Below are 15531 nucleotides of genomic sequence, written 5' to 3' on the forward strand. Positions count from 1 at the left end.
ATATATTTTTATCCTCAACTTAGCATGACTCAACTTTTAGAGAAGGAGAACCCCTGTGAGTTCAAATCAACAACCTAATTCTTCAAATTCCGATGATACGACCTCTGATCAAAATGAGAATCCACTAAACTCAAACTCGACAGATTTAAACAGTGAAACTACAAAACTTTTAGAGGAGGTGGATAAATTTAAGAACGACTACCTCTATTTAAAAGCAGAATTCGAAAACTATAAACGACATTCTATTAAAGAGCGCTCTGAACTTTTAAAATACGGAGCTGAAAGATTTATTAAAGACCTTTTGGGCGTCCTTGATAATTTTGAAAGAGCCATGCAAATGAAGGTAACTGCCGATAACTTTCAAACTTTTGTGAAAGGAATTGATCTGACCTCTTCTGAATTAAAGGGCCTCTTAACTAAACATGCCGTTGTCGAGATTCCTAGCGAAGGCAAGCCCTTTGATCCAAATATTCATGAAGCCCTCAGTGCTGAACCTACGGATAAATTACCCCCTGGTTATGTTGTAAAGGTTTTTCAAAAGCCCTACAAATATCAAGAAAAAATCATTCGACCGGGACAAGTTATTGTGGCAATGGCCCCATCAAAAAATTCTGAATCTAATTAATCTGAGTTTAACTAAAAGGAGCAGTGGTGGCGAAACAAGACTTTTATCATCTTTTGGGTGTTTCTAGAACAGCCTCAGACGAAGAAATTAAAAAGGCTTATCGCAAGTTAGCTATTCAATTTCATCCTGATCGAAATCCTGATGATAAAAAAGCCGAAGAAAAGTTTAAAGAAATTTCTGAAGCCTATGAAACATTAAGTGATCCCAAGAAAAGAGAAGTCTATGACCAGTTTGGACACACTCAATCTGGTGGAAATCCTTTTGGCGCCGGAGGAAACCCCTTTGGGGGCGGCAATCCTTTTGGTCGAGGTTCAGGAGGACCTTCTCAAGGTGGTGATCCGTTTCAAGATATCTTTGGCGATGTTTTTAGCGAAATTTTTGGAGCCAATCGCAATGGCGGTTCGCCCTCTGGTGGTGGCTATCAATCTCAGACCAGAAGAAAGCATCAACGTGGTGCTGATTTAAGATACACACTGAGTATTTCTTTGGAAGAAGCCGCTCTGGGATGTGAAAAACCCATCCATTTTGTCAGAAATCGTGGTTCCAAGGAAGAAAATGCAAAACTTGCAGTTACTGTTCCTGCGGGAGTCAAAGAAAATCAGAAATTAAAGTTGACTGGTGAGGGAGATTCATCAACCTCCGGAGCCGCTGGTGATTTATATGTAATTATTCAGATTCAAGAACATCCTTTGTTTCAACGGGATGAGAATGATATCATATTAAATTTGCCTATTCATTTTCTAGATGCCATTTTAGGAACGGCTGTAGAAATTCCCACGCTCACAGGAAAAGTGTTGATTAAAATTCCGCCTGGCACTCATACGGGTCAAATTTTACGAGTTAAAGGAAAAGGTCTTCCTAAAATGGGTGGTTTTGGAGGCGGAGATATGTTGGTAAAAGTGCTTGTTGATATTCCCAATGAAATTTCGCCAGCAGATAAGGAGCTTTTTAACAAGCTTTCTCAGGCAGCTTTGGAAACTCCCATGGTCAAAGAATATAAGGAAAAATTAATTCGTCTAGGAAAATTTAAATAATTACGCACGCTGAAAGGAATTTTATGTTTAATTTTCGATGGCTATGGCCTGTGTTTTTTTTAGTTGGCTGTGCCTCTCCGATAAGAAAAACTCACTCAGTAAATCATGTCCCTTCAGAGAAAACCATCGAAAGATCTTCAGAAAAAAAACCGATTTCTAATTCAAGCATGCAAGCAGGAAGTCCCCATGGAGTGCAACAACCGCAACAAACAAAGACGACACCTCTTCCAAATGATGATTTTAATTATTCCCAATTGGTTAGAGCTGGTTCATTTTTAGAAGCCTTTAATCTGAGCTCGGCTTTGGCCCTTTCAACTGGAGATCCTGCCAAAATTGAAAATTACAAACAAAAATCCATTGAGCTAATAAATGAAAAACTAACATCTGAAGAGCTGCACCATGTCTCTAGAACTTCTGATTACGGTTATTTTAGAAGCTATTCTTTATTTCGCCTTGGAAACAAAGAAATGCAAGTTAACCCAGAGGAAAGTAAAAAGTTCTATCACTCAGTCATTGAACTCATGCCTGATGGTGAATTAGCAGAAAAATCTAAAACCATTCTCAATGATATGGAGATAAGCCGGCGCGTCTCTCCACAAACAATAGGGGTTGTATTGCCATTAACTGGAAAAAATGCAGCTATTGGCCAGCGCCTTCTTCGCGGGGTTCAGTTAGGTCTAGGAACCCATCAATCTTTTTCAAAATTCAAAATTGCAATTGTTGATAGTGAAGGCCGCGCCGATACGGCAAGAATCGGGGTTGAGCGTTTGATTAAAGAAGATAATGTGATTGCTATTATTGGTGGAGCACTTAATAAAACCGTTCAGTCAGAGCTTATAGTTGCTAATGAATTCAATGTACCTTTTATTTATTTGTCACAAAAACAAGGGATCAATGAAATTCATCCTACCTCCATCAGAAATTCCTTAACTCCAGAAATGCAAGTCAGACAAATTGTGAGAACGGCAATGCTTGATTTGAATATGAAAAATTTTGCAATTCTTTACCCGAATGATCCTTATGGAATTGAATACACTAATGCCTTCTGGGACGAGGTTTTGGCTCAAGGTGGTCACATTGTTTCTGCACAAACTTACAATCCTAAGGAAAATGATTTCAGGCCCATGGTCCAACGGCTCGTTGGCACCTATTATATAGAAGCAAGAAAAGAAGAGTACTTGCAAAAATTGAAACTTTTTAAACAAAATTTGAAAACCAAAAACTCTAGAGAAAACGTCAACGTTGACGATATCCTTCCTGCTATTCAAGATTTTGATGCTATTTTTATACCGGATCAAGCCCGTGTGATTGCTCAAATCGGTGCTTTCTTAAGTTACTCAGGAATTAAAGATACAACTATTTTGTCAACAAACCTGTTGAACATACCTGGCATTAGTAAAAAATTTATTAACTTTAATTTTCCCGTTCTTTTTGTAGACAGTTTTATTTCAGATGGACCAAATCAAATTGCCTCTGATTTTGCAAAGGACTATGAAAGTATTTTTAATGAGAAACCTTCTCAGATTGAAATCTCGGCTTATGATTCTGGTTTAATTCTGAGGCAACTGATTTTAAAGGGTTCTGACACCAGAGAAGATCTTGGCCTAAAGTTAACTCAACTTAAATCATTTCCTGCAAGTTACGGACAGCTAAATGTGACCTCAACCAAAGAAGTTTTAAAGCCTCTCATCACCTTAACTCTAAAAAAGGGTGAAGTTTCGATTTTTAAAAATTAATTTTAACCGTTTTTCGTTGCTGAAGACTCATAGGCTCCAAAGGTTGGATTCAATTAAGATCCAATTAATTAATGGAGGAAATGATGAAGGTTTCAAATTTCAATGACCAGTTTATTTTAGAATGTCGCCAAAAGTTAACTCTTGTAAAACAAGATTTGCTTAACAGAATGAAAGTTTCTGCCGAAAGATTTAGAGAAAATAATAAAAATGTTGGGGATGAGATTGACCAATCTGTTGCACAAATAGAAGAGTATAATATTCTTATCACGCAAGATAGAATCAGAAATCAATTATTAGAAGTAGAATTTGCATTGGCCCGAATTGAGAATGGAGATTTTGGTTTTTGCGAAGAAACCTTAGAGCCAATCGAGAAACAAAGATTGCTAACGATTCCTTGGACAAGACTAAGTATTGAAGGAGCAGAAATTCGCGAAAGATATAAAAAACATTATGCTCAGATATAAATTATTTTTGTTTGTCTGAAATGATCTTAACATCTCTGTCTTGATTTAATTTCATCGCGTTAAATCTTTGTTGAATAAATAATCAAATTCATTTTTTTGATGACATGAAACTTGTTGTACGTTTAATTCACCCATATTTCATTCACTAGAGTAAAATATATTCTCACTTTTGGAGGGGAAAATGAAACAAGCTAGTATCTCAGCAAAGAGTTCAAAACTTCAAAAAACTATGAAACCAAAATCTAAGAAATTAAGTTTACAAAAATCAAATAACACTCTCATCGCTCCTAATTTGGAAAATCATTCAGAAGAACCAGTTCTTGCAAAAATAATCCCTACCTTAAAAGAGTCTTTACTTTTTCAAAAAAGTTCCATTTTGAATAAAACCAATGAGTTTAAAAGACAGCAAGCAGAGACGGTACAGTTGTCTGATGAAGCTGAAGTTGCTTCTAATGAGCTGAGCCAAAATCTTTCAATCCATTTGCATGAAAGGGATTTAAAATCTCTCATTCAGATTGAAAAGGCTCTGGGCAAGATTGCCGCAGGAACCTATGGCGAATGTGAAATATGTTCAGACATGATTAACGCCAAAAGACTGCAAGTAAGACCCCTTGCGACCCTATGTGTTTCTTGTATGGAAGATCTTGAAGAAGAGAGAAAAAGAATTCAGTAATCATTTTTTATGTCAAAAGATTTAAGACGTGGAAGTCTTTGTCACTTTCTATAGTTTTCTGGACTAAGTGTCAGTTATCCATATTTTTGCACAATCAAAATCCGGTCCTTTGATAGTTATATTTGAGTAAAGCTATTGCCTTTTCCAGCCGAGAAAAATGTCAGGAAATCTTGAAAAGACATTGAAAAGAAAAGGGTGTTTTATGAATTTTGATGACAGAAGCGGAAATGGTGGAAATTACAAAGATGATAAGACAGTTGAAGTTCCATCAACACTACCCATGCTTCCTGTACGGGATTTTGTTGTGTTTCCATATATGATTATACCATTGGTTGTTGGTAGAGAATCTTCTATTAGATCTGTGGAAGAGGCTTTGTCAAAAAATCGTTTAATTTTTTTGGTTTCTCAAAAAGATTTAAATGAAGAAAATCCTAATCCTGATTCGATTTATACGGTTGGAACCGTCGCGATGATTATGCGAATGAAAAAAGTTCCTGATGGCCAGATTCGAATATTAATTCAAGGAGTCGCCAAAGCCCGCATTAAAAATTATTCCAAAACATATCCAAATTTTGAAGTGGCCGTTGAGAAAATCGAAGATCTGCGGACCACAACGCCCACTGAGAATGAAGTCTTAATGCAAAAATCTAAAGAAAAAATTGAGAAAATTATTTCCTTAGGAAAAACCCTTCTCCCTGATATTTTATTAGTGTTAGATGATCTACAAGACCCAGGAAAAGGTGCTGATTTGATAGCCGCCAATTTAGGAATTAAAGTGGCTGAGGCTCAAAAAGTTCTTGAAACGGCCGACGCAAAAGAAAGAATGGGGCTTGTTCTTGAATTGTTAAATTCTGAAATCGAAGCCATGCAATTGCTACAAAAAGCAAAGTCGGGAAAAGACGAGACCGGTAAAAACAATCGTGAGCAATTTTTTAAAGATCAAATGAAAGCCATAAAAAATGAACTTGGTGATAATGATTCAAAATCCGAAGAACTTGAGGAATTAAAGGAAAAAATAAATTCTTCAGGAATGCCCAAGCCCGTATTGACAGAAGCACTGAAACAACTACATCGCCTGGAAAGAATGCATCCCGATGCTTCCGAAGCAACGATGGTTAGAACCTATCTGGATTGGATGGTAGATTTGCCATGGAATAAACGATCCGAAGATTCTATTGATTTAAAAGTAGCTAAAGAAATCCTTGATGAAGATCATCATGAATTAATAAAAGCGAAGGATCGTGTTTTAGAATTTTTAGCTGTCAGAAAATTAAAAAGCACGATGAAAGGTCCTATCCTTTGTTTTGCTGGACCTCCAGGGGTTGGGAAAACATCGCTCGGAAAATCGATAGCTCGCGCTATGGGTAGAGAATATTTTCGTATCGCTTTTGGTGGCGTCAAAGATGAAGCTGAAATTCGTGGTCACAGAAGAACTTATGTTGGGGCTATGCCTGGTAAAATTGTTCAAGCATTGCGACAAGTCAAAACTAACAACCCCGTGTTGGTTCTTGATGAAATCGATAAACTTGGAAGTGATTTCAGAGGTGATCCTTCGGCGGCGATGCTTGAGGTTTTAGATCCAGAACAAAATGCAACCTTTAGAGATAACTATCTCAATGTTGATTTTGATCTAAGTAATGCTTTATTTATTGCAACTGCCAACGTATTGGAAAATATTCCTGCAGCCCTTAGAGATCGAATGGAAATCATTCAAATACCAGGATATACCGAGAATGATAAACTTTTAATTTCCAAAAAACATTTAATAAAAAGACAAATGGAAAACAATGGAATTACCTCGGACCAAGTCACTTTCACAGATGACGGTATTAAGTACATCATTTCTGGCTACACTCGTGAAGCTGGTTTAAGAAATCTAGAAAGAGAAATTGGTTCTGTTTGTAGAAAAATTGCAAAGATGATTGTCATGAATGAAGCCTCACATCTAGAAATCACGCCAACAACAGTAACGGAACTTTTGGGACCACCCAAATTCCTGCGAGAAGAAAAGCTATATGATTCTCAAGTCGGAGTTGTGCAAGGTTTAGCATGGACCCAAGCAGGCGGCGAAGTTTTACAAGTAGAGGCTCTTAAGATGAAAGGAAAAGGACATCTCGCACTTACGGGACAACTTGGAGATGTGATGAAGGAGTCCGCTCATGCTGCCATGTCGTACTGCAAAGCACATATGGAAGAATTGGGTATTCCTGAAGATTTCTTTGATCGTTATGATATTCATGTTCACTTGCCGGCAGGAGCCATTCCAAAAGATGGGCCTTCCGCTGGAATAACTTTAACAACTGCCCTTGTGAGTTTAATGACTGAAACTCCAATTCGACATGATTTTGCCATGACGGGAGAAGTAACCTTACAAGGTAAAGTTCTTCCTGTAGGCGGCATCAGAGAGAAGTGTTTAGCTGCTTTAAATCAAGGAATTACAAACGTTATTATTCCTCTTGCTAACCAAAAAGATTTAGCTGACATCCCTAAATTATTTAAAGATAAAATGAATTTCATTTTAGCAGAAAATTTAGATGAAGTGTTTGCTGTCGCATTAGATAAATCAGCAAAAGGAAAAAACAAGAAGACTGATGTTAAAAAAGAAAAAAAGAACAAGACATCATCGGCAGCTGCTTAGTTTTTAAAACTAAGCACTTCGGTGATACCTCTTTTTAAAATTTCACTTGGTAACCACAAATATCCGGTCTTGGGGTCACATTTTCCTATTAGCTCTGGATTCTGATAACTGGAACAGTTTATGCCCCAAGAATTTCTTAATAAAAACTCACACTGGTTTTGTTCATCATTCCATCGTCGCCCGACAATGAGTGAGACATGACCTCCGTATGTTTGATAAGATTGATATCCTTTTTCGTCAAAAATGCTCGTATTATAACCAACAGAAACTGGTTTGTTATTTGAAATATAATAATTAGTTTTTTTTATTAAATTCTCTTTTCCAGATATTGCGAAACCTTTACTTAGCTCATAGTGAAATAATCCATTGATCATAAAATAATTATAATCGACATCATTTATGTCCATTTTTAATTTTATTAAGTCCTTTCCACAAATCCTATTAGCTAATTTTCGCAGAAACGTTTTTCTTGATGAGTTTTTTAATATTTCTTCTACTTCTTCGAGTGAAATTTTATTCATTAAACTATTTGATAGAGTATATTGATTTATTCTTTGTAAATAACTGCTCAAATATTCTTGATTTTTTTTCCTTTTATCGTAGGCATCTTTTAAGTAAACTAAATTATTTATTTTTTCACGCAGAGTTTTATGCGGACCCGTTATGAAAAATTCTTCTTCTAAACTTCCTGTACAAACACCAAAATATTCAGCAATAAGCAAAGCAGGAAGAACATCGCCGACATCATCATTGGGGTATTTTTGAAAAATTTCATTATTTAGTAATGCGATATAACTGGCAGAAACCCGAGCGCCCCTCAATTCATTTTTAAATTTAAACGCGATAAGATCAGCTGCTACATTTGCATAGCACCATCCTATATCTCTTTGATCTCTTAGCGGCCCAAAGTTTTCAGATAAGTCCACTGATGAGCATTTTTCTTTGTCTATTCTCTGATCGCCCCATGTAATTATTGCTAAACTTAAGATTGCTAGTATAATTTTAAGCCGTTTTGGTAAGTTTTTTTTCATCTCAAAAAACTATAGCAAAATACCTACCACATCATGACCACTGATTTTTTATTCTATTATTTTCGCTCTCCAGAACCTTAACTAAGGTTTTTAAATCCGAGACTTCCTCTTTTAAAGTCATTATTTGTTCTTCTTTTTCGTGAAGAATTTGAGTGTAGGCTTTTTTTAGTTCCGCCAGAAGCTTATTGGCTGCTGTTAAAATGGGCTCTTTGACTCCAATTTTAGATATCTTTTCAGAAAACTCTTTGATTCCTGAATTTTCACTAGCTGATGCAGGCATTTCTGTTTTTACATATTCGAACTCTGAAACTATTTTTCGATCTTCTTTTTGTTTCTTAAAATAATATTCTTCTTCTATGTTGATAGAAGGTGAAATTGCAGAACTCAATTCCTGTTTTGGATTTTTATTCTTATACAACATTCCAACTTCATTTTTTAATTGGGGCAATCTTGATGTAGCTGTTTTTCTTAAATTTTCAAGAAAGTTGGAATCTTCATTCTTTATTGAAGACTCCAACTTATCTTCAGTTGAACCTTCAACTGCAAGTTCTAACGAGGTCAAAGGTGATAACTCTGGTGGTGCTGATTCTGAATTTAAATAACTTTGGGAGGGGCTATTTACTTTAGAATTTGTTGAACTTGTTGGTCCTAGGTTTTCATAAATAAAATACTTACCATCTTGAAATAAATATTTAATGTCCTCAGCTTTAATTCGCCGTCTCAATGTACTAACGCTTACTTTATACTTTGTTGCATAATCTGTAAGTGGCAACCATTGATCCATTAAACTATCCTTCCAACTTTCTATTTTCAAAACTAAAAAATAATGGTTTAGGTTTTTTTTAGTTTCAAAATGAGCAAACAAAAGTCGAAATTATTTCTTGTTTTGCTTGCTCATTTTATTATTCATCTTGTTGCGGGAGATCGCTCCAACAACTTAGCGGTTTTTGAATAGTCATTAAAGTGGTGGCTTTGACTATTCTTAGATTAACTTAAGCTAATTGATTATCCTAAGTCAAATTTCTTGTGACTAATCTCTTGAATACCCATCAAATCTAAACTAAGGACCTGATCAAGCTTCAATTAGTTTACTTAATTGTTGGATATCCAATTGATTAGCCATAATTATTAGTGCTAGTCTACTTAGTCAGAATGAACATTAAAATTCAAAATAAAAAAAAGATTGGCCTTGTGCTGAGTGGCGGTGGAATTAAAGCTGCCGCTTTCCACATTGGTGTCTGTTTAGCCTTAAAAGAAAAAGGATTCGTTTTTAGCGGTGGATCTAAAAGTTTGGTCAGAAAGGACACGGCCGCTCCATCATCCCCTTTGACTATTCAACTTTACGTGGGATCAAGTGCTGGTTCCTTTATAAGCACTATTTTAGCTGCTGGATATCCAGTTGAAGCTTTAATCACGGCTTTCCAAATAGGCATCGGCGAAAGTCCTGAATATCCACCAAGTAATTTCCGACTACTCAAACCTTTGACCTATGGAAGACTATTCAATCTCAACAAAAAAAGTTGGTTATCCATAATGCCGACATCATGGTTACAAAAGTCCTTAGTCACTGGAGGGCTTGAGTCTTTGATAAAAAATGGATTTAAGCTGAATGGTCTGTTCTCAACTTCTGGAATTGAGCGTTATCTAAGACAATATGTTTTGGTCGAAAATGATTTTTCTAGCCTAAATGCCGAGCTCTATATTGTTTCGACACAGCTTAATCATACTCGAAAAGTAATATTTGGAAATTTTAAAGATAATATCAAAACTCCCTCAACAAAACATATTAATTATGCAAGTATCAGCGAAGCCGTTGCTTGTAGTACTGCTCTGCCTCCTATATATTCACCTTATAATTTACATAATCAAAATGGAGAAGAGCGCTACTATTATGATGGTGAAATTAGAGAAACCTTATCCGCTCATATTGCAGCAGACATGGGATGTGACTTAGTTATCTCGTCCTTTTCGATGCAGCCCTACCATTATACTCCAGAAATTGGGAGCCTACATAATTACGGAATTCCTGTAATTTTAAATCAGGCACTTTATCAAGTATTGGAACAAAAAACGCATAAACATATAGAATGGCAAAATACCCTTAAGCATATTTACAAAACTATTGATGGATACTTCAAACAAAACTCTCTTCCTGAAGAACACCGTCAAAAAATACTCGATATTTATAAAGCACGCTTTAAGTTTAATCCCGAAGTTGATTATATTAACATCACGCCTCGACCACAAAATTATGAAATGTTTTTGGTGGACCACTTCAGTTTAAATCCAAAAATCTTAGAGAGAATTCTTAAAATTGGCTTTAAATCAGGCATTAATACCTTAAGAAAATTAAATATTTAATTTATAAAACTTTTTTCCACTGCTGAGAAAAGTGGTCCAGACAAAACACCCAAAACAGCAATAAAAGCAGCTGATGCTAAAACTGTCACGGTGGTCGCATTTAAACTATGCCCAGCAATATCGCTTTCCCCTTCAGTCATATACATTAAAACAATGGGTTTTAAGTAATAAAAAACGCTGATTACTGAATTAATAACCCCCCAAATAGCGAGCCAAATTAATCCTTCACCAATAGCTGCATTAAATAAATAAAATTTTCCAAAGAACCCTAATGCTGGAGGAAGTCCTGCAAGTGAGATCAAAAATAAAGAAAAACAAAATGCATGGATAGGTTTTTTATGAGCCAGACCTTTTAAGTTATCAATAGTTATGATATCGTCGTCTGATTTTTCTAAAATAGAAACAATAGCAAAAGTCCCCAATGTCATCACACAATAACTAAAGAGATAAAAAACAACAGAAGAGGCACCAAAAAATCCCGCATCACTCACGCCCGCAGTAATCACACCCACAAGAATATAGCCCGAATGAGCAATACTCGAGTATGCCAACATTCTTTTTAAGTTTGTTTGTACAATAGCCCCTAAATTTCCAACTAACATAGTTATCACAGCAAGCCATTGAAGCACCATAAACAATCCATCCGAAGCTGCTAATGATTTCGTAGCAACAACTCTCAATAAAGCAGCAAAAGAAACTACTTTAACAGCTGTTGCCATAAAGGCCGTGTGTGGAGTTGGGGCCCCTTGATAAACGTCTGGAGTCCAAGCATGGAAAGGAGCAATCGAAATCTTAAAGCAAAACCCTAAAATCACTAATGAAATTCCAAACAAGAATAACCGATTTGTTTGTACCAACCCCATCGCGTCTTGCATTAACAACCCCACATTTGTTGAACCAGTTGTTCCATAAATAAATGAAGTTCCATACAAAAATATTGCAGACGCAAAACTTCCTAATACAAAATATTTAAATGAAGCCTCTTTTGAAAGCTTTTCTTCGTGGCTCATCCCAATCATTAAATACAATGATAATGACATCAATTCTAAACCAATAAAAACGGTCAATAAATCCAATGCTGAAACAAGAATCAGCATTCCTACTACGGAGTTAAGTGCTAAAAATACTAACTCTGAAAATTGATTTCCATTTGTTGCTGGGTTTTCATACATCATGATAATTGCTGTTCCCGCAGAGGAAATGGCGATAATTCCCATCCAAAAAGAAATCGAATCAAAAACCAATACTTTGTTAAATGCGGTTTCCCCGCTTCCGCCAAAAACAGCTAATAATACTAATCCCACAATAAGACCACCAATTCCCTCTATGAGGGTGATTAAATTTGATGGCTCTTTATTGTTATTAAATAATTTTGAGGTCAGCGGAATTAAGCTAGCTAAAAAAATTGCAATCATAGGAGAAGTTCTAATTATATCTGCCATACCAATATCTATTTTCATTTTGCTACCTTTATTTGTTTTCTATTTGTTTAAGGTTTCCAGATTTAATATCTTCAATTTGTAAATAATATCTATTTTTATTGGTAACTAAATGTTTCACGCTGGCTTTGCTATAATCTAAAAATTGATTTGGAAAAAGCCCCATCCAAAAAACCAAAATAACCAGAGGGGTCAAAATAGAAATCTCACGAAGACTCAGATCTTTCAGGGGATGATGAATATCTTTGACCAGCTCTCCTTTTTCTCCAAAAAAAACTCGCTTAAACATCCACAACATATACGAGGCACCAAACACCACACCACTGACAGCGAAATAAGCATAAATTGGTTTCGCCTGATGCAGGCCTAATAGAATTAAAAACTCTCCAATAAATCCATTTGTCATTGGAACAGCAATCGATGACAGCGTGATGATAAAAAAGAAAATTGTAAAAATAGGTAGAACTCCTGCGAGTCCACCATACTTAGAAATTTCCCTTGAATGCGTTCTTTCGTATATCATTCCAATTAACAAAAATAAAGCTCCTGTGGAAACACCGTGGTTCAACATCTGATATAATCCGCCAGTAATTCCATACTCATTAAAGACAAACAGTCCAACAATAATATAACCCATGTGAGAAACAGAAGAATAAGCGACTAATTTTTTAATGTCTGGTTGAACCATAGCAACAAGAGCACCATAGATAATTCCAATAACTCCTAAAACCAGAAATACCCAAGCCCAATATTCAGCAGCATCTGGAAACAATGGAATGACCCATCTTAGGAAACCGTAGGTTCCCATTTTTAACATCACACCGGCAAGAATCACAGACCCAGGAGTTGGCGCCTCCACGTGAGCATCTGGCAGCCACGTATGAACTGGCCAAACAGGTACTTTGATTGCAAACGCTAAAGCAAATGCAAAAAACAAAAGGGATTGTAAATTTAAAATAGAACCCCCAACAAATGGAATTCTAACTTTGTAAAATTCAAGAAGACTAGCGCTCATTTGTCCTGATGATTGCTGAGTTAAATACATGAGGTAAATAATTGCAATCAACATCAAAACTGAACCCGCCATGGTGAATATGAAAAACTTTATAGTCGCATAAATCCTGCGCGAGCCACCCCAAATTCCAATCATAAAATACATAGGGATTAATGAAAGCTCCCAAAAAACATAAAAGAAAACGGCGTCCATGGCTAAAAAGGTACCAAGCATAGCTGACTGAAGAACGAACATCGCCACGTGAAAACCTTTTAATTTTTTATCAATGGAATTCCAACTTGCCAGAATTATAATCGGTGTTAAGAACGTTGTTAACAAAACAAGCCAAAGAGATATCCCATCAATTCCAAGAAAATATTGAATTCCAAAACGTTCAATCCACATTTGTTTTTCAACTAATTGCAATTGTGCCGTACCTGAATCAAATTTATTTAAAACAATTAAACTTATAAGAAACTCAAGCAAACTTAATATAAAAGCAATATGTCTGATTGTTTTAGCTTGAGGCCAAACCAAAACAACAAAAGCGAAAATAATTGGCAAAAAAACAATGGTTGAAAGTAACATTTCATTTCCCCTATTTCATGATAATAATCGAAAGAGCAATCACTAATCCTATGGCTATGTACATGGCATATTGTTGTAAATTTCCAGTCTGTAAGGCTCGAACAATGCCGCCACCGCCTTTTACAATATCGCTAATAATATAAGTCGTTTTATCTACAAAATTCACATCTATGTATAACCATAATCTTTTTGAAAAACAGACTAAAGGATCAATAATCACTTTAAAATAAAACTCATCAACTAAATATTTTTTAGAAACTAATGAATGAAAAGGTTTAATCGAATTTGCAATTTTTTCTGGAATTTCAGGTGATTTTACATAAAAACGATATGAGATAAATGCTGAAATACTAGCAAACCCTAGAGAGACGCCCATGAGTCCCCACTCCTGACCATGATCAGCCTCGATTAAATTTGGAATTGGTCGAATCACCGGCAACAACCATTCTCCCAACACATTTGGAAGATGCCCAAGACTTTCACCAATCACTTCAGGAATGCCAATCCATCCACCAACTAAACTCAATATGGCAAGAATAATCAAAGGCACCGTCATCAGGGCTGGCGATTCATGGGGGTGAACACTCTTTGATACTCGGGACTTTCCCCAGAATGTTAAGCACATCAATCTCGTCATATAAAATGCCGTCATTGAGGCGCCAAGCACGCCCAAAGCCCACAATGCTGGAGATCCTAATGGAGAATGAAAGCTCATCCACAAAATTTCATCCTTAGAAAAAAATCCCGCAAAAGGAGGCACTCCAATAATTGCCAACCAACCCACAAAAAAAGTTAAATGAGTCACTGGAAGATATTTTTTAAGCGCTCCCATTTTTCGAATATCTTGTTCTTCATGCATAGCATGAATAACGCTACCAGAGCCCAAAAACATGAGCGCCTTAAAAAAAGCATGAGTCATCAAATGAAACATCCCCGCTCCAAAAGCTCCAACCCCCACAGCTAAAAACATATAACCAAGTTGAGAAATCGTTGAATAGGCTAGGATTTTTTTTATGTCCCATTGAGTGATTCCAATGCTTGCCGCCAAGACCGCCGTCAAGGCTCCTATCAAGGAAATAACCATCATGGTATTTGGGGCCATAATAAATAATGGATTTAGCCTCACAATCATGTACACACCGGCAGTCACCATCGTGGCAGCATGGATAAGCGCCGAAACAGGCGTGGGTCCTGCCATGGCGTCTGGAAGCCAGACATACAAAGGAATTTGTGCAGATTTTCCAGTTGCCCCAATAAATAAAAGCAAAGTCCCCAAGGTTAAAGCGCCAAACCAAGAAGCCTCAACCATTGTTGGCGCCAAAGAATTCATTTCTTGAATATTGAGCGTTCCAAATGTTGCAAAAAGCACAAACATCCCAATTAAAAAAGCAGCATCACCGATTCTGTTGGTAATAAAAGCCTTCATTCCCGCTGCGGCTTTATCTTTGTCATTAAACCAAAATCCAATTAAAAGATAGCTACAGAGACCAACGCCTTCCCATCCAACGAACATAGTTACCAAGCTATCGCCCAGAACCAATATCAACATATTGAAAATAAATAGATTTAAGTAAGAAAAATATTTGGTAACACCCTTGTCGTGGTGCATGTAACCAATGGAAAACAAGTGAATCAAAGAGCCCACCCCAGTAATAACTAAAATCATGATGGCGCTAATTTGATCTAAATAAAACGAAGCATTTACTTTAAATTTTCCGACCATAATCCATTCAAAAAATGAAATTTGAATTTTTCTCGTCTCTGCAGGCATCCCAACAAGATCAATAACCAAAAATAGGGAACTTAAAAAAGATACCACCACCGCTGCCGTAGCGATACCCCCTGATAAGTTAGCTGTTGGTTGTTTATATCTGACTCCATTTATTAAAAATCCAACAAGAGGACTTAATAACAAAACTGCCATTAACAACGAATGATCCATTTTCAC

General features: G+C 36.2%; 12 protein-coding genes. 7 read left to right on the forward strand and 5 right to left on the reverse strand.

Annotated features, from left to right (window positions below; translation table 11 throughout):
• Positions 1-55: 55 nt before the first annotated feature.
• The 6 genes from grpE (at position 56) to lon (ending at position 7170) form a co-directional block, all read left to right on the forward strand.
• Positions 56-625 (forward strand): nucleotide exchange factor GrpE, encoded by a 570-nt coding sequence (gene grpE / locus J0M15_00950; protein MBN8535593.1) that lies wholly within the window; start codon positions 56-58, stop codon positions 623-625.
• A 26-nt stretch (positions 626-651) separates the two neighbouring features.
• Complete coding sequence (locus J0M15_00955) at positions 652-1659, forward strand: DnaJ domain-containing protein (protein MBN8535594.1); 1008 nt, start codon at positions 652-654, stop codon at positions 1657-1659.
• A gap of 23 nt (positions 1660-1682) precedes the next feature.
• Positions 1683-3395, forward strand: coding sequence for a penicillin-binding protein activator (locus tag J0M15_00960; GenBank protein ID MBN8535595.1), 1713 nt, complete (start codon positions 1683-1685; stop codon positions 3393-3395).
• Between the two features lie 83 nt (positions 3396-3478).
• Entirely contained in the window at positions 3479-3859 is a 381-nt protein-coding gene (locus J0M15_00965; protein MBN8535596.1) for a TraR/DksA family transcriptional regulator, read from the forward strand.
• A gap of 229 nt (positions 3860-4088) precedes the next feature.
• Positions 4089-4532: a TraR/DksA family transcriptional regulator gene (locus J0M15_00970; GenBank protein ID MBN8535597.1), complete on the forward strand. Its 444-nt coding sequence runs from the start codon at positions 4089-4091 to the stop codon at positions 4530-4532.
• A gap of 202 nt (positions 4533-4734) precedes the next feature.
• Positions 4735-7170 (forward strand): endopeptidase La, encoded by a 2436-nt coding sequence (gene lon / locus J0M15_00975; GenBank protein ID MBN8535598.1) that lies wholly within the window; start codon positions 4735-4737, stop codon positions 7168-7170.
• On the opposite strand, the gene J0M15_00980 is transcribed toward lon, so the two are convergent.
• Both J0M15_00980 and J0M15_00985 read right to left on the reverse strand, forming a co-directional pair.
• Positions 7167-8201 (reverse strand): hypothetical protein, encoded by a 1035-nt coding sequence (locus tag J0M15_00980; GenBank protein MBN8535599.1) that lies wholly within the window; start codon positions 8199-8201, stop codon positions 7167-7169. The two genes, lon and J0M15_00980, sit on opposite strands and share 4 nt — an antisense overlap.
• Before the next feature lie 31 nt (positions 8202-8232).
• Positions 8233-8985, reverse strand: coding sequence for a hypothetical protein (locus J0M15_00985; protein MBN8535600.1), 753 nt, complete (start codon positions 8983-8985; stop codon positions 8233-8235).
• A gap of 374 nt (positions 8986-9359) precedes the next feature.
• Between J0M15_00985 and J0M15_00990 the strand changes: the two genes are divergently transcribed.
• Positions 9360-10562, forward strand: coding sequence for a patatin-like phospholipase family protein (locus J0M15_00990; GenBank protein MBN8535601.1), 1203 nt, complete (start codon positions 9360-9362; stop codon positions 10560-10562).
• Here the strand turns inward: J0M15_00990 and J0M15_00995 are convergent.
• Genes J0M15_00995 through nuoL form a run of 3 tightly spaced genes read right to left on the reverse strand, consistent with a single transcriptional unit; the run spans position 10559 to position 15525 of the window.
• Positions 10559-12022 (reverse strand): NADH-quinone oxidoreductase subunit N, encoded by a 1464-nt coding sequence (locus tag J0M15_00995; protein MBN8535602.1) that lies wholly within the window; start codon positions 12020-12022, stop codon positions 10559-10561. The genes J0M15_00990 and J0M15_00995 overlap by 4 nt on opposite strands.
• 10 nt (positions 12023-12032) lie before the next feature.
• Positions 12033-13583 carry an NADH-quinone oxidoreductase subunit M gene (locus J0M15_01000; protein ID MBN8535603.1) on the reverse strand — a complete coding sequence of 517 codons (1551 nt, stop codon included), beginning with the start codon at positions 13581-13583 and terminating at the stop codon, positions 12033-12035.
• Positions 13584-13593: 10 nt separating this feature from the next.
• Positions 13594-15525 (reverse strand): NADH-quinone oxidoreductase subunit L, encoded by a 1932-nt coding sequence (nuoL, locus tag J0M15_01005; GenBank protein ID MBN8535604.1) that lies wholly within the window; start codon positions 15523-15525, stop codon positions 13594-13596.
• Between the last annotated feature and the right edge of the window lie 6 nt (positions 15526-15531).

Source organism: Deltaproteobacteria bacterium (assembly GCA_017302835.1).
Classification (GTDB): Bacteria; Bdellovibrionota; Bdellovibrionia; order Bdellovibrionales; family Bdellovibrionaceae; genus UBA2316.